The organism is Rhodopirellula halodulae, assembly GCF_020966775.1.
Taxonomy (GTDB): Bacteria; Planctomycetota; Planctomycetia; order Pirellulales; family Pirellulaceae; genus Rhodopirellula; species Rhodopirellula halodulae.
The window spans coordinates 549,594-565,124 of record NZ_JAJKFV010000002.1 but is presented as its reverse complement, the minus strand read 5'-3'; the positions used below and the strand labels follow the sequence as shown (position 1 = coordinate 565,124).

Genomic DNA, 15,531 nt, shown 5'->3' with positions numbered 1-15,531 from the left:
TACTTTGTTGGTTGCAGGCTTCATGTTGCTTTCGGACGCTCAGGCCGGCGATTCGGATTGGCCTCAATGGCGAGGCCCCGAACGCGATGGCAAAGCTGCTCAGCAGGAATTGTTGCAATCCTGGCCGGAAGGCGGCCCCAAGTTGAAATGGACGTTCGCTGAATCTGGGCGTGGCTACAGCAGTGTTTCTTCGGTGGACGGTCGTTTGTACACGTTGGGTTCGGATGAACAGACCTGTTACGCGGTGTGTTTGAATGCCAAGAACGGGCAACGCGTTTGGCAAACACCCATTTCGCGAGCCGGCGGCGGAGATGACTACAACACCGGTTGGGGCGCCGGACCTCGAAGCACCCCCACCGTCGATGGCGACCAAATCTTCGTTTTGTCAGATGTTGGCGTCGTGTCAGCAATTCGTCGACAGGATGGTCGGAAACTCTGGTCGGTGGATCTGGTGGCAGAGTACGGCGGTGGAATTCCCAAATGGGGTTACAGCGAGTCCGTGTTGGTCGACGGTGATCGCGTGTTGGTTACACCTGGCGGCAACAACTTTGCCATCGGTTTGGATCGACGAACGGGCAAACAAGTCTGGCAATCCAAAGGCGTCGACGCACCCGCACACTACGTTTCAATCATGAAGGGCGAAGTTGGCGGAAAGAGCTACTACGTCACAGCAAGCAGCATTGGAGTGGTTGCTTTTGATACCGAAAACGGGAACAAGCTCTTTGAGAACTCCAACACGGGAAACCAAGTTGCCACCATTCCCACGCCATTGATTCTTGGGGATCAGGTCTATCACACCAGTGACTACGGTGCGGGCAATGTCTTGTTGAATCTGACCGCGTCCGGAAGCGGCATCGACGCCGAGCAGGTTTACCACCTCAATGGGAAAACCATGTTGAATCACCACGGCGGTGTCGTGGAACTTGATGGTGTGGTGTACGGTTTTACCAAAGCCAATGGCGGAGTTTGGATGGCTCAGGAAGTCTCCAGCGGTGACACACTCTGGGTCGAAAAGCTGCGAGGCAATACCAGTGGCTCAATCGGTTTCGCAGATGGTCGTCTGTATTGCTACAACGACAAAGACGGGACGGTTGTGCTGGTCGAACCCTCTGCCGAAGAATGGTCGCCCCAAGGATCACTGACCCTGCCACGTGAAACGACACTTCCACGTGGCAGCGGAGCGATCTGGGCTCACCCCGTGATCGCGGATCAAACCCTTTACATCCGCGACCAAAACCTCGTCTTCGCATTCGATATCGCTCGTTGAGAGCAGCCGTTTTCAATACTGCTTGAATCTGAGGGAGTCAAACGGTGACTCCCTCAGATTCGATCTAGGTGCTGGACAGCTTCAGCCACGATGGGTTTTCGTCGGCAAAATCCGCGATTTCTTCCAAAATGTCGTTTGTTGATTTCTCGGGTTGCCAGTCCCACAACTCAGCAGCTTTTGAAGAGTCCAATACGATCCAAGGAATATCGTAAGGACGTTCTTCGTTCGATGCGCTGTTCACTTCGTGGGTGCCCCACCGATCCTTGCACCAATCGCTAACCATCTTCAGCGAACGTGCTGAATTGCAACCTCCCGAGACATTGATCACCCGATCGAAGTCAGGGTTCGATGATTGTATTTGCCGATCGACCAAACGAAACAAGTCTTCAGGATGCAGGCAGTCGCGCACCTGATGCCCGCTCCCGTTGAATCCGATGTATCTCAAGGGCTGTTTCTCTCGCCAACTATGAAGCCAAAAAGCGAAGATGCCCTGGTCGGGTTTGCCGAATTGTCCTGCCCCGGCAAGGACTCCACATCGATTGATCCAAACAGGAAAGTCATAGGCGAGAGAGTATTCCGTCGCCAATGATTCAGAGGCCAATTTGGAGCAACCATATAGCGAGACAGGTGGTTGAGTCGAAAACGACTCTTGCACACCACGTGCGGAGACTCCCTCCGGCAAACAACTCTCATCCAATACAAAACGGTCGCACGCCGGTTTCAAGGGCAAATTGCAAAGAGCATCCAACCCATAGACGCGACTCGTGCTAAGTAGAACCATACCAGCGGAGTGGCATTTGCATAACTCAAGCAAATTCAACGTGCCGATCAGATTGGTTTCCATCAATGAGCGGGAACCAGATGCTTTGGTGGTTCCGGCCAAGACAGACGGATTCGCAGCCGCATCAATGACCCAATCAAATTTCGGCAGCGAGTCTAAGTCCGTGACGCTCCGCACGTCTAAGTGATGAAATTGAACATCCAACGACTTCAGCGATTGCAGATTTGACCAAGCGCCTGGTCGCGTTAGATTGTCAAAACCTACGAGCTCGAGTTCAGTAGCCGGATAGGCATGACGAAAATACTTGGCCAAGGACGATCCAACAAAGCCACACACGCCCGAAATAAGGACAGTCTTCATAGCCAAAACGTTTTGATGAAAAGAAGGTAGTAGGCTTACCAGAAATGACGTCCAGCCGAACCGGCTTAGTTGGCCTTCACTCGAAGGGTAACTACTTGGGCCTTGCTTGCGACACCGGCTTCATGTAGTCGCCGCGACTGAAATATCGTTCCAACCAAACGTAGGCAACGATGAAGAAATAGCGACTGCCCATCTCAGTGATCTTGAGCTTGGCAAGCCCCGTTCGGCGATTTCGCCAGGTGATTGGCATGGTCGTCCACGTATAGCCTCGCACAATTGCTTTCAGTGGCAGTTCCACTGTTAGGTTGAAGTGCGGTGAGAGAAAGGGTCGACAACCATCGATCGTCGTTCGTCGGTAGGCTTTGAAGGCATTGGTGGTGTCGTTCAGTTTGATTCGGAATAGCAGTTTGATGAACCAGTTCGCGAATCGATTGAGCCGTAGTTTGATCCATGGATAGTCGATGACACCTCCGCCTTTAATGAAGCGACTGCCAAAGACACAGTCCCACCCCTCATTCAACAGATTCCAATATTTCGCGACATCCCGACAATCGTCCGATTCGTCGGCCATCATGATCACCACTGCATCGCCACCGGAGTGATCGATGCCGTGAATGATAGCGCGACCAAATCCATGGGGCCCTCTGTTCTGAATTGGCCGAAGCTCGTCAATCCTGGCGGAAACGTCATTCAGTATCTCCCACGTCCGGTCGTCGCTTCCGTCATCAACCACAACGATTTCGTGGGGGACTTTCTGGATCGATAGTTCCAGATGAAGATGCTCGACCGTGGAAGCGATGCAACCCTCTTCATTCTTTGCCGGGATCACGATGGACAAAAGTGAAAGCTCATCCGCCGTGGATTGCATCCCGTCGGTAAGTGGTTGTTCGGTCGAAGAAGACATGGTGACCGCGTGGCATTCCTCCATCGTGATTGGTTTTCTTCAACTCGATTCGAACAGAGAGTTGAATGCAATTCGCCCAGGCGGCGAAACGCCCTCGCCATGTTTGGCTCTGTATAAGGTCAGAATGTATCAAGTGGAAAGGTCCAGACGGAGCCGGACCTTTCCCTAACTGAATCAGCTCACTTCTTGACGAATTTGTAGATTCGTCCGCCGCCCATCATGGTGCTGACTAGGACTTCACCGGAGTCGGTTTGTCCGAAGGTGAACACGGGCAATCCGCTGGCTTCGATGGGACGGTTTTCGGTCACCGTTCCGGTCGAATCATCGTACTTCAACGCCCAAACCTTGCCGCTGACATAGTCGCCGTAGAGGTAATAACCATCGAGCATCGGTGTTTGAGTGCCTCGGTAAACCGCGCCACCCGTGACCGATTTGCCCCAGTCGTCCGTGTGCGGGTACTCCACCAATGGATCGATCAAATCCGGACGAGCGTCAGACCCGTTTCCATTCAGGGTGAACTTGTGGTTCGCTTCTCGCAGGCTCCAACCGTAGTTGCCGCCTTTGCGGATCAAGTTGACCTCTTCCCAATCGTTTTGACCGACGTCAGCAGCCCAAAGCAAATCGGTTTTGGAATCGAAAGCCATTCGCCAGATATTACGAATGCCAATCGCGTAGATCTCGGGCTGGGCGTCTGATTTGTCAACGAAAGGGTTGTCCGCGGGAATGCCGTAGGCTTTGCCGTTGTCCCGTTTGTCGACATCAATTCGCATGATCGATCCCAACAACTGACTCGGGTCCTGTCCCGACTGCAGCGGGTCGTTCGCCTTCCCGCCGTCTCCCAATGCGACGTACAAGTATCCGTCAGGACCAAACGCCACCGTACCACCGTTGTGGTTCCAAAACGGTTGCTCGATCCGCATCAATTCACGCATGGATGACGGATCACCCTTTTGGTTGTTGCTGCCTTTGACAGTGCTGAACTCCGCCAACACCGAGACATGAGGTTTGTCGGATGTTGTGAAGTAAGCGTAGAGCAAACCGTTCTCTTTGAACTTGGGATGGAAGGCCATGCCCAAGAAACCTTCTTCGTTTTCGCGATCTTTATAAGTCACCAGCTCGCTGAAATCAGCGAAGAGTTCAGGCTCGGATACATCCTGATCATTTTCGTCAAAGACGTACACTTCGCCGGTCTGGCTGGCAACAAACAAGCGTCCGCTTCCATCACCGGCGCCCGTGATGATCACGGGCCGGCTGATGCGAAGGTTGGGGTACGCTTCCACCGTTTTCACGGGCATTGGCGAAACGTCCAACGACTCCGGCGGCTTCGCAAGGTTGATCGTTTCTGCGGATGGTTTGGGTGTGGCGGTGACTGCCTCTGGAGAAGCGGCCTGTAGCGGTGCTGCCGTCAAGCACGCCGTCACGACACCACCGAGAAGGGATCGCCGGAGCAATGAACGAGAATCATGGGGCTTCTGCATGAGAACAACCTTGATGAGTGAGAACGGGATGAGTGGAGATAGCAAAAAAGACGCCCGTCAATTGACGAGCGTCCTTGAATATTCGATTGGAAGATTCGAAGGTGAACCTACAGGATCTCCAGCAATTCCACTTCGAACACCAACACTTCGTTGGGGCCGATTTTGGGTGGCGAACCGTTTTCGCCGTACGCCAATTCTGGTGGAATGTACAGCATCCACTTCGAACCGACCTTCATTTGTTGAAGAGCCATTTGCCAACCTTGGATCACTCGGTTGACTGGGAACTTTGCCGGCTGACCTCGTTGGACGGAGCTGTCAAACACTTCGCCGTTGGTCAATTTGCCGGTGTAGTGCACCGCGACCGTGTCTTCTGCGGACGGGGAAGCACCTTCGCCTTCCTTGACCACTTTATATTGCAGTCCACCTTCCAGCTCCTTGATGCCTTCGGCTTTCGCGTTCTGCTTCATCCACAGTTCGCTTTTCTCTTTATTCGCGACACCCTGCTTTTGAAATTCTGCCATGCGAGCCGCTTGGCGTTTTTCCATCATGGCTTGGATCTTGCCCTGGATCTCTTGCAATTGCTCATCGGAAAGAGCGGGATCTTTCTGAGAAAGAGCGTCCGTCAGGCCTTGGTTCATGCCTTCGACGGTGAAGTCAGACGGTTTGAAACCTTGCTGAGCAAACGAGCTTCCCACGGTGAAGCCGAGGAAGTACCCAAGCTGGTCATCGACCGTGGCCGCGGAATCGTCTTGGGCTTGGGCGGGGGAAGTCATGACGAACGAGGCCAAACAGAGGGTGGGAATCAAAAGGCGGGAGAGACGGGGCATCGGTAATGTCCTTAGAGGGAGGCAAGCAGACGCGTTGTGGGCAGACAATCGCCAACAACCTTCGAGACTTCGTGCTGCCTGCATTCAAGATACCAGTCGACGCAGGATACTTCACGCCCCTGCGAATTGGTGCGACAACAGCCTGCGGAAACAGTGATTTTGTGAATCGACGAACCATTCTCTGCGGTGGCGGATCCAAATTTCATGAACACGGATGAACAATGTCCAAGACCGCCGCTTAGCCGCCGGACGTTGAAATTGCGATGGCGATCAGCACGACGATCGCGATCCCCACCACGCAGATCTTTGCCCATCCCACCGGCTCCCGCGGGGTGCCCCCCAAACGATGCAGGATTTGTTCCTCCAGCAGCAAACGTCCCTTTTCTGTCACACTTTCGGCACTGACGTCCGCTGACGGGTGATCCGTCGATTGAGAGCCCGCCGCGGACCCATCGTCCGAAGTCGACAAATCGTACTTCTCACCGATTTGGATCATCACGCCCTGAACAGACCGAGCGTTGAACGGACGATCATCGGGCGACTTTTCCAAGCATTCTGCGATCACTTGATCCAGCTCTGGCGGCAAATCCGCGACCAGAGACGAAATCGAAGGTGCTTTGGTCCGTAAATGCTGTTCAAACAACTGAGCGAAGTTTTCTCCAGCGAAGACCTTTCGATTGCTCAGCATTTCAAATAGCACGCAGCCCAAAGCGTACAAATCTGCTTTTCCGCTAATCGATTCGTCTCCAGTGATCTGTTCCGGGGCCATGTAAGCATGGGTGCCAACGGTGAGACCCTGGGACGTCAGATCCGAAGAGTATTGGTCACGAGCGATGCCGAAATCACCCAATTTGACCTGAGCGTCTCGTGTCAGGAAGAGATTGCCGGGTTTCAAATCCCGGTGAATGACGCCGTGGTTGTGGGCACATTGCAGTGCTGAGCAGACTTGCCGCGCCACGTCGACGACCACGGGCCAAGCCAGTGCGCCGTTGGTTTCCAGCAGATCCTTGATCGTTCCGCCATCGACCCGCTCCATCACATAAAACAATTGGCCATCTTCGGTACCACCGCCGAAATAGCCAATGATGTTGGGGTGCTGCACTCGCTCGAGAATCACCATTTCCCGGCGAAAACGAGCTTGAATTAGGTCGTCTTGCGAAACGGCAGGGTGCAGCTTTTTGATGGCCAGGTCTTGGCCTCGAATCGCATCCGCAGCAGGATGGACTTCGATATCGTCGCGAACTTTTCCGTCGTAGACCGTACCGACCGTGCCCACACCAAGCACCACGCCCAATTCGAAATCAGTCAGGCGAAGGTGGGGCATTGTTCCAGCCGATCAGGAAAGCGTCATACGCCCGCGATCTCTTCGATTCGGATGCGGGTGTTCTTTTGGCGGTGTCCCGTGCGCTTTTTGCTGTGCTTACGACGACGGAACTTTTGGACGTAAATCTTTTTGTCCTGGGCCATGCCCAACACCGAAGCGCTGACGGAAACTCCGTCCAACGTCGGGGCACCCAATTTTAACCCGTCATCGCCACCAACGGCCAAAACGGTTTCAAATTTCAGGTTTTCTCCTGCTGCGATGTCACGGTAATCGACGTCGAGTTCCATTCCTGGCTCGACTCGGTATTGGCGTCCACCGTCGACAAAGATGGCATACATGGCGGGAAAAAAGGTTTGGGGTGAATGGGGAATTGACAACTAGGTCGAATTTTCGAATCGCGGAGGATAGCGACTACCCGGCATTTTGACCAGGGCTGATTTTCCAAGACCGGACGAATCCTGTTGATCGTCCGCGAAAATGCGGTCTCGTGAGAGAAAACGAACCAACCCGGCGAATTGCGAGTCAGACTCGGACCTTGGTCGCTGGCAATTGGTCAGCGGCAATCGTCCGGTGGAACCGGACCTACCCGCGGAGAGCAATTTTGGCGGAACTGGACCGCCGGATCACGGAAGTTCGCGGACCCAGATCTCTTTGAAGCGAATGGGGCTGCCTTCGGATTCCAGACACAAGTAACCCTCGCTGGGTGAACAACTGCGTCCACCCGAGACCTCCACACCATTGACCCACAAACGGATCTCACCATTGATTCCGCGAACGTAGTACTGATTCCACTCACCGTGTGGATTGGTGGTTTCCGCCGAGGGAAAGCTGCGGTGTCCGTCGGGTGACAGCGGTGGGAACGGCTGCATCGACGACTTTCCGACGGCGAAGATGTCTCCGTGGCTGGTGAACCAGGTCGGAGCCTTGCCCGTTTTTTCCGTGTACATGCGGCCATAATCGAGATCCAACATTTGAACTTCGATTCCCGTGTTGGGTAGCTGATTCGGTGGCAAGTCTTCGAGTGCGGACATAGGAACCCAAGCGAACACGCCGGAATTTCCAGCCGGCTTCAGGTGCATCCACTGAATGACCAATTCAAAGTTCTTGACCTCGAAATTGGTTCGCGTGACCCCGATGGGTTGGCCACTGCCGTGTGCCTCGGTGCCATCCCACGTCAGTGTTTTTTCGTCGCCGTTGACGCGAATGAAGTCTTCACCGCTGAGTTGTCGCCATCCGGGTGCGGAAGTGTCGAAAATCTTCACTTCGACGGCGGATTGGCCCGCGGAATCTTCTGCGTGAACAGAAGGAAGACCAGCCAGGATCAGCAGGCTTGGCAATGCCATCGTGGCCAAAGATGAGAAGCAACGCGGGGCAAATCGCGCAAGAAACGAGGAAGGTCCGAAAAATTCTGATTTTGACGGCATCAGCGAAGTCTGTTGATTTGGAGGGAGCGAACAGGCGGGTACCGGGGCGAACGATCACCTCGGGTGAACCTAAAGCGACCAGGTTGCACGTTAGGTTGCAGAAGCGTTCGCTGTTGAGGGACGAAAAGTGATTGAGGTGGGAATGGTGGTGGGACGGTCAAATTGAATTCGCGTTGACCGATGGTTGGACAGGATTATAGTCCGGCGTTTTCCGTGGGAGCTGTATGCGTAGGAACGAACGGATTGACCTGCGTCGCTTCTTGGGTTGGATCAACCCCGCGCTCCTTTCACGGTAAGGCGATGATGCCATCCCGGCCAGACGTTTGGCGAACGTCAGACGCCGCCGATTTTTCTTTCGGCCGAGCGTTTGTCTGACAGTGGCCTACGTTTAAGGACGCTCATCCGCAAAGACGCTTGCAGAACTTGTGATCTCGTTCTTCCAGAGGTCACTGACTCGGAACCAATCATGCTGAACTTTTTCCGTCAACAAACCAGCTCTTTCAAGAACGATCTGCTCTCCGGATTGACCGTCGCGTTGGCACTCGTGCCCGAAGCGATCGCGTTTGCATTTGTAGCCGGTGTCTCGCCGCTGATCGGTTTGTACTCAGCATTCTTCCTGGGTTTGATCACGGCGGTGGTCGGTGGCCGGCCGGGCATGATCTCGGGTGCGACCGGGGCGATGGCCGTGGTGGTCGTGAGCTTGGTCGCGGATCACGGAATCGAATACATGTTTCCAACCGTCATCCTGTGCGGTGTGTTGCAGATCATCATCGGTTTGCTGCGGTTGGGGAAACTGATCCGTATGGTTCCTCATCCGGTGATGCTGGGTTTCGTGAACGGATTGGCGATCGTGATCGGGATGGCTCAACTGGGAAGTTTCAAAACGCTTTCTGATTCGGGAACGTTGGTCTACCTCAGCGGTTTTCCACTGATGGCGATGTTGGCCTTGGTCGGTTTGACGATGGCCATCATTTGGTTGCTTCCAAAAGTCACCACCGCGGTGCCCGCCTCGTTGGCCGCGATTTTGAGCATCACGTTGATTGCGGTTGCGGTGAACAATTCACAACGCACGGACTCGGGTGAAAACCTGTTGGCGACCGTTGGCGATATGTTGCGAACCAACACGATCGCAGCTGAAACCAAGAAAGCACAAGAAGCGATGGCGTCGGAAGACGACGACGCCTTGATGCACGCTCAACGTTCCGACTCACGCGACGTGCTGACCTCCGAACTGACGTTGGTCAGTGCGGTCGTCGCACAAGACAGCCCGTCGATCAAAGACACGTTCGCCGAAGCGGTTGCGACACCCAAGATTGAGAATCCTCCGGCGGATCCTTCGGCCAACTCAAGTGATGCCGCAGAATCTGGCATCAGTGGTGGGCTGCCCATGCCGTACTGGTTGGAATACGCGATGGTTCCATTCAGCTGGAACACGCTGAAGATCATCTTCCCCTACGCGATTGTTTTGTGCGGCGTCGGATTGATTGAATCGTTGATGACGTTGTCGTTGATCGATGAAATCACCGAAACGCGAGGCCAAGGCAACCGTGAATGCATCGGTCAAGGAACCGCGAACCTAATCTGCGGACTGTTCGGCGGCATGGGTGGTTGTGCCATGATTGGGCAATCATTGATCAACGTGAACTCGGGTGGTCGAGGCCGACTGTCAGGCATCACCGCAGCGGTTTGCTTGTTGCTGTTCGTTTTGTTCTTGGCGCCTTGGATCGAGCAAATCCCAATGGCGGCTTTGGTCGGCGTGATGTTCATGGTGGTGATTGGGACGTTTGAATGGGCGTCGCTGAAAATGCTTCGCCGCATGCCTCGCAGCGACATGTTTGTCATGATCTTGGTCGCCGGTTACACGGTGTTCATGCACGATTTGGCATCAGCCGTGATTCTGGGCGTGATCGTTTCCGCGTTGGTCTTTGCATGGCAGCACGCCACGCATATCGGAGCCGACATCAAGGTCAACGAATTTGGTAGCAAGATTTACCAACTTCACGGTCCTCTGTTCTTCGCGTCCGTCGCTTCCTTCAAAGAGATGTTCAACGTCTCGGAAGACCCCGACGATGTCGTGATCGACTTCTACTACACCCGCGTTTATGACCAGTCCGGTTTGGAAGCCATCAATGGTCTGGCCGAAAAGTATCAAGCCGCGGGCAAGCGATTGCACCTGACTCACCTCAGCGAAGAGTGTCGTTCCTTGCTGAATCAAGCAGGTGACTTGGTGGAAGTCAACGTTTCCGAAGACCCACAGTATCACGTGGCAACGGACCGTTTGGCGTGAAACGACAGTCGTGAAACCGCGTCTGTCTTTCTTGCCTCACCGGCATAAATAGATTCGCATCGGACTTCTGATTCGTCCGATAGTACCCTCGTGTGAATTGCCCCCGGGCAGCCGAGTGTCGTCAGCGAAAGGAAGCGGATGAAGATCAACGCGTGCCAAACTCTGATCCGATCCACCGCCATCGTTTTCGCGATGACCGCATGGATGGGCTGCGTTGGTTGTCACGTGCTTTCGCCGGATCACATTTCTGCACGGCAACAATTCATCGCTCCGGAGTTGGTGAACGATTCCAGCAACCAGTTGGAATTTGGCAAGCCGCACAAGGTGCTCGACACCGCGGGATGGATTTGGGGTATCCCCGACAAGATCTTGCTGTGGGACCACCGTGTCGACAATCACCACATCACGGCGCCCACCGTCGAGGCGGTTGCGGATTACTTGCAGGCGAATAACCTGCCACATGTCAAAGTCCGAGTGAACCAGTACGCTCCGATCGATGATTTCCATCGACTGCGCAAGAACAAGACTGTTGCGTGGCCCTATCGTTACACGCTTGGGTTGTTGTCGGTTGGCGGCGAGACGATTTTGCCAGGACGTTTCTTTGGTGGGGATCACTTCAACCCATTCACGCAAACGGTCCACTTGTACAGCGATATCCCCGCGGTTGCGCTGCATGAATTGGCACACGCCAAGGACTTCACCCGTCGTAAATATCAAGGCACCTACGCCCTGGCCTATGCCTTCATTCCCACCTGGCACGAAACGATCGCATCGCGCGATGTGATGGCCCATCTTTATGATCGGCGGGATCGATCGGGAATCATTGAGGCCAATCGAGTATTGTACCCAGCCTACGGAACCTATGTCGCGGGAACTGCGAGCTGGTTCATTCCCAATGGTGGCAGTGCGTTGTATTACGGTTGTGTGATCGCGGGGCACATCAATGGTCGGATGTTGTCTCGCGACATCGATCAGCACTTGGCGGACTATCACCAAACATTCCGCAGCCGACCCGTTTCGACTCCGGCGCCCGTCGTTCCACACCAGATTCCGGATGTTCCCGTGCCATCGTCTTTGCCAATGCCACACGAACCCGCCTCGGTTGAACCGTCGTAGTTGACCGCCCCAAGTCTCAGCCAGCGGGAGCCAGAGAACGCACAGGTTTTGACTCGCTGACGGAAGCAACACGCCCGGTGTCGCGAGCAGTTATGATTTGGAGCCTCACCCAATCATTCCCACCCTGTTTGCGAACCCACCGATGAAGACCAGCCCTTCAATTGTCACCGCCCTGCTCTTTCTGTTGGTCGTGTCGATGATCAACTTCTCCCCAATGCATGCTGCCGAGCCTGAAACGCTATCGCTTTGGACAGACGAAGAGTTGGGCTCGACCGAGGCTGAAAACACGGAGGTCCGCAAGGATCGCGGTGATCAAAACGCTTGGGTGGGCAACATCAATCGGCCAACTCTGACGGTCTATCAAGCGGACCCTGAAAAGCGAAGCGGCACCGCGATGGTTGTTTGTCCGGGCGGAGGTTACGGTGGTTTGGCGATCGACAAAGAAGGCCATGTGGTCGCACAATGGCTGGCGGAGCAAGGCGTCACCGCCGGCGTCTTGAAGTACCGTTGCGGCGGCGGTGCCAACAAGCATCCGATTCCAATGGGTGACGCTCGCAAAGCCGTTCAAGTGATGCGAGAACATGCCGATGAGTGGAATATCAAAACGGACCAAGTCGGCATCATGGGTTTCTCCGCTGGCGGCCATTTGGCATCGACGATCGCCACGGATCCAGAAACCGGCGTGAACTTCGCCGCATTGATCTACCCCGTCGTGTCCTTTCGCGATGGTGTCACCCATGGTGGGTCCAAGAAGAACCTGTTGGGCGATTCACCTAGCGACGAGATGGTGCGTTTGATGTCGCGAGATGAACAGGTGACACCCGAGACCTGCCCCACTTTCCTGGTTCACTCGGGCGACGACGGTGCCGTGCCGGTGCAGAACAGCATTCGTTTTTATGAGGCGTGCCTGAAACACAACGTTCAAGCCGAAATGCACCTCTTCCCCACCGGCGGCCATGGCTGCGGCATGTTCCGCGGCGATCGTCCTGTTGATCACTGGCCAAACCAATTCAAAGCTTGGCTCCAGTCGAACGGTTGGTGTGAGTGAGCTTTCGAAAATCACCTTTCTGCGAAGGTGATGACCGGAAAGATTTCTGGGATATGCGAGTCCCAAACCGTGTGTTTGCCCAAGCCCCAGCCGCTGGAATCGGTGGCGGGTTTGGGTGCTTTGGTTTTGTTGAAACGAAACAGGTCGATTCGCCATTGGTCACCGACGTTGGGTGGAAGTGACCGGTTATCGGCTTGGGCGAGCCAGTGCATTTCTTTCCATGGAAACGCGAGTTCGACCGTCCAACCTTCATCAATGTCGGAATCGTCGTTGAGCGTCCCGTTGATATGGACGGCTGACTGAAAGTTGGGAAAGTCGTAACCGAGAAACGCGATTCGCTCGCCACGCGGATGGTCGGTGAATCCGACTCCATTGAACGTTTGTCGGTTGGGTGCGTTGGGGCTGAGTTGTGGGTCCGACGCGAAATCGCCCGCCTCATAGGCGTCTTTCCAAACGAAGAACGCTTCATAGACCGTTCCAAACGCGTTGATTTCAAACTCGTAATACGCGTCCTGCCCAGCAATGAAGACTTCGACATCGTTGTCGTAGTAAATTGGATCATCACGTTCTTTGTATTCTGCATCCACGTTGGGTTCGTCGATCCAGAAACCGATGTAAAGGAACTCATCGTCCCAAAGAATTGCCGAACGCGTGTCGTAGCGAGTGGGTTCGCCGCTGATCAGATCGACAAACGGCGTCGTCTTACGTGTCATCCGCCAGGCTTCCTCGTTCAATTCGCCATCGATCAGCAACATCTGATCGGTCTTCGCAGCGACATAACGCGGTAAGTCTTCTTCTGGTACCAACGACTGAGGAAAGGGTTTTGGCAAAGTCACGGTGACACGGCTTGGGAAAGCCAACTCCGTATCGGATCGCTGTTCGAGCGATTGAACCAACGTCGCGATCGTCCGATGCACGTGGCCCTCGAACACGGTTTGCCCATTGCCGACGATTTTGATCGGTTGATCGAGGTCGATGAAACGATCATCAAGGAAGACTTCCACCTCGCTGACATCATTGGATTCGAGCTCAATGGTTTGATCGCTCACGGAAGCACGCAGCACATCACCCGCCGTTGCGTTGGCTTTGTCCACGCCCAGCCAGTACGAGTGGGAGTGCAGCACATCGTCTTGGACCCACACGATCTTGGACGGGGTCACGTTTCGCGTGTGCTTGGCCATCCAGGGAACCGCGACTGCATCCTCGCGGTCCATCCAGTGACCTTTGTTTGGATAGATTTTGACGAAGTGTTCGTAGCCATCCGGATCTTCCTCTCGTAGTTTCGCGAGTTGATCTTTCCAGTCCGCAGCAATTTGATTGCGTTTGTATGCCGCATCTCGCCCGCCCATTTGCAAGGCAAAGGGAACGTTGCGCAGACCCAACGGCGACGTTTCGTTGGGATGCCCCGCCATCATCGCGGCGGCGGCCCAACGATCCGACATGCGGGGTGCGAGTTGATAGACACCATCGCCGCCGGCGGAGTATCCCATCACATAAACACGGTTTGGATCGACATCCTCCAGGGCCACCATGTTTTGAATTAAACGAACGAACATCGGATCGATGTGTCCTTGGTGCCACAGATTCCAGGTGTCCGTGGGAGCACGCGGCGCGACGTAGACGCCTTCCTGGGGTCGATAAAGACGTTTCTGGTTTTCCCATTGCTGATCGTTGACCGTTTTGGGTGCACCGCCACCACCGTGAAGAGAAAGAAACAGGCTGCGACCGTTGTCCGGCTTCTCGCCAAACACTTGGTACTCAAACGGCATCCGCTGATCACCCAACGTCAGCACTCGGTCTTTCATTTCCCCGGCGCGAGTCCGACGCAACACCTTCTTTCGAGCTTCCACCAACAGGTCTCTTGCACGAGCGACATCGGCTCGCGTCAGATGGGTCGAACTCCATGGTTTTTGCGCAACCGCTTGAAAACTTTCGGTTTGGTGGTCATCCAAAAATTTGTGCAGTGCTTGAACCGCTTCGGAGGAGTCCGTTGTACTCGCGGCTGTCGTTTCGGCCGCGAAAGGTCGTGAGCTCGCTGGCACAGCAAGGAATACCGCAATCAGGATCCACATCGCGTGGATTCGAGTGACCAAAGACCAGTTCATGGTGTGTCTCAGCGAGCAAGTGTTGGCAAACCGTCAGCAGGTCGATCTCGACAGAATTGCCCGTCGACCGGATCACCATGATGACTGACGTAGCGAGTCCCAACCACTGACGATGACTGAATCGGTGGGATCGCAAACAGAGGCATCGAGACGACGCAATTAAACGAGAGACAGAAACTCCCGGATCGCTTTCAACGCGCGAACCTGTTTCCCAGATCCAAACGCCGCCACCGAGGTCACCGAAACCTCGTCGTCATTGGTTCTTAGTTCCACCACCCCGGCATGAGCGTGACCGCCGCGTCCCATGCTGCGATGAACAGATCGAATCTGATTCAATGGGATTTGGGTCTCATTGCGATGAAACAATCGAACTGACCGGATCAGCACATTCGGGTCGCCACTTCGAAAGATGGCGACTTTGTATTCCAAAACAGCTGCCGCGACGCATACCACAAAGATTGGAATGGCAGCATCGATCCAAGCCAGCCGACCACGAACCCATTGAACGATCACGGCAATGAGCACAACCAAACAGAACCCCGCAATCCAGGTGGGATAGCTGCGGATCACCAACGATCCGTTGTCCTCTTCGATTCGATTGAACATGGGG

At 54.6% G+C, this 15,531-nt stretch carries 13 protein-coding genes; 4 read left to right on the top strand and 9 right to left on the bottom strand.

What is annotated here, in order from left to right:
• Positions 1-289: 289 nt before the first annotated feature.
• The gene (locus LOC70_RS03015; RefSeq protein ID WP_390888986.1) at positions 290-1,267 is read left to right on the top strand and encodes an outer membrane protein assembly factor BamB family protein; all 978 of its coding nucleotides are present in this window, start codon (positions 290-292) and stop codon (positions 1,265-1,267) included.
• A gap of 64 nt (positions 1,268-1,331) precedes the next feature.
• Here the strand turns inward: LOC70_RS03015 and LOC70_RS03010 are convergent, their stop codons facing one another.
• The 7 genes from LOC70_RS03010 to LOC70_RS02980 all read right to left on the bottom strand — a co-directional run bounded on the left by LOC70_RS03010 (position 1,332) and on the right by LOC70_RS02980 (position 8,284).
• Positions 1,332-2,408, bottom strand: a complete 1,077-nt coding sequence (locus tag LOC70_RS03010; protein WP_230251739.1) for an NAD-dependent epimerase/dehydratase family protein — start codon at positions 2,406-2,408, stop codon at positions 1,332-1,334.
• 91 nt (positions 2,409-2,499) lie between these two features.
• A complete protein-coding gene (locus tag LOC70_RS03005; protein WP_230251738.1) occupies positions 2,500-3,312 on the bottom strand; it encodes a glycosyltransferase family 2 protein in 813 nt (270 codons plus the stop codon).
• Positions 3,313-3,491: 179 nt separating this feature from the next.
• On the bottom strand, positions 3,492-4,790 hold the full coding sequence (locus LOC70_RS03000; protein ID WP_230251737.1) for a PQQ-dependent sugar dehydrogenase: 1,299 nt from the start codon (positions 4,788-4,790) through the stop codon (positions 3,492-3,494).
• A gap of 107 nt (positions 4,791-4,897) precedes the next feature.
• Complete coding sequence (locus LOC70_RS02995; RefSeq protein ID WP_230251736.1) at positions 4,898-5,563, bottom strand: FKBP-type peptidyl-prolyl cis-trans isomerase; 666 nt, start codon at positions 5,561-5,563, stop codon at positions 4,898-4,900.
• A gap of 292 nt (positions 5,564-5,855) precedes the next feature.
• A complete protein-coding gene (locus LOC70_RS02990; protein WP_390888985.1) occupies positions 5,856-6,893 on the bottom strand; it encodes a serine/threonine protein kinase in 1,038 nt (345 codons plus the stop codon).
• Between the two features lie 71 nt (positions 6,894-6,964).
• Positions 6,965-7,279: a 50S ribosomal protein L21 gene (rplU, locus tag LOC70_RS02985; RefSeq protein ID WP_230251897.1), complete on the bottom strand. Its 315-nt coding sequence runs from the start codon at positions 7,277-7,279 to the stop codon at positions 6,965-6,967.
• Positions 7,280-7,564: 285 nt separating this feature from the next.
• Positions 7,565-8,284 (bottom strand): 3-keto-disaccharide hydrolase, encoded by a 720-nt coding sequence (locus tag LOC70_RS02980; RefSeq protein WP_230251734.1) that lies wholly within the window; start codon positions 8,282-8,284, stop codon positions 7,565-7,567.
• 547 nt (positions 8,285-8,831) lie between these two features.
• On the opposite strand from LOC70_RS02980, the gene LOC70_RS02975 reads away from it, so the two are divergent.
• The 3 genes from LOC70_RS02975 (at position 8,832) to LOC70_RS02965 (ending at position 12,816) form a co-directional block, all read left to right on the top strand.
• Positions 8,832-10,652 carry a SulP family inorganic anion transporter gene (locus LOC70_RS02975; RefSeq protein ID WP_230251733.1) on the top strand — a complete coding sequence of 607 codons (1,821 nt, stop codon included), beginning with the start codon at positions 8,832-8,834 and terminating at the stop codon, positions 10,650-10,652.
• Positions 10,653-10,790: 138 nt separating this feature from the next.
• Positions 10,791-11,768, top strand: coding sequence for a hypothetical protein (locus LOC70_RS02970; RefSeq protein ID WP_230251732.1), 978 nt, complete (start codon positions 10,791-10,793; stop codon positions 11,766-11,768).
• A 142-nt stretch (positions 11,769-11,910) separates the two neighbouring features.
• Complete coding sequence (locus tag LOC70_RS02965) at positions 11,911-12,816, top strand: alpha/beta hydrolase (protein ID WP_230251731.1); 906 nt, start codon at positions 11,911-11,913, stop codon at positions 12,814-12,816.
• Between the two features lie 11 nt (positions 12,817-12,827).
• On the opposite strand, the gene LOC70_RS02960 is transcribed toward LOC70_RS02965, so the two are convergent.
• A complete protein-coding gene (locus tag LOC70_RS02960) occupies positions 12,828-14,921 on the bottom strand; it encodes a carbohydrate-binding family 9-like protein (RefSeq protein ID WP_230251730.1) in 2,094 nt (697 codons plus the stop codon).
• A gap of 159 nt (positions 14,922-15,080) precedes the next feature.
• Complete coding sequence (locus tag LOC70_RS02955) at positions 15,081-15,527, bottom strand: hypothetical protein (protein WP_230251729.1); 447 nt, start codon at positions 15,525-15,527, stop codon at positions 15,081-15,083.
• Between the last annotated feature and the right edge of the window lie 4 nt (positions 15,528-15,531).

Bases quoted from the DNA above. Each gene is read 5' to 3' on its own strand.
- LOC70_RS02975 (WP_230251733.1), top strand. From the start codon at position 8,832: ATGCTGAACTTTTTCCGTCAACAAACCAGCTCTTTCAAGAACGATCTG.
- rplU (WP_230251897.1), bottom strand. From the start codon at position 7,279: ATGTATGCCATCTTTGTCGACGGTGGACGCCAATACCGAGTCGAGCCA.
- LOC70_RS02965 (WP_230251731.1), top strand. From the start codon at position 11,911: ATGAAGACCAGCCCTTCAATTGTCACCGCCCTGCTCTTTCTGTTGGTC.
- LOC70_RS03010 (WP_230251739.1), bottom strand. From the start codon at position 2,408: ATGAAGACTGTCCTTATTTCGGGCGTGTGTGGCTTTGTTGGATCGTCC.
- LOC70_RS02995 (WP_230251736.1), bottom strand. From the start codon at position 5,563: ATGACTTCCCCCGCCCAAGCCCAAGACGATTCCGCGGCCACGGTCGAT.
- LOC70_RS03000 (WP_230251737.1), bottom strand. From the start codon at position 4,790: ATGCAGAAGCCCCATGATTCTCGTTCATTGCTCCGGCGATCCCTTCTC.
- LOC70_RS02980 (WP_230251734.1), bottom strand. From the start codon at position 8,284: ATGGCATTGCCAAGCCTGCTGATCCTGGCTGGTCTTCCTTCTGTTCAC.
- LOC70_RS02960 (WP_230251730.1), bottom strand. From the start codon at position 14,921: ATGAACTGGTCTTTGGTCACTCGAATCCACGCGATGTGGATCCTGATT.
- LOC70_RS02955 (WP_230251729.1), bottom strand. From the start codon at position 15,527: ATGTTCAATCGAATCGAAGAGGACAACGGATCGTTGGTGATCCGCAGC.
- LOC70_RS02970 (WP_230251732.1), top strand. From the start codon at position 10,791: ATGAAGATCAACGCGTGCCAAACTCTGATCCGATCCACCGCCATCGTT.
- LOC70_RS03005 (WP_230251738.1), bottom strand. From the start codon at position 3,312: ATGTCTTCTTCGACCGAACAACCACTTACCGACGGGATGCAATCCACG.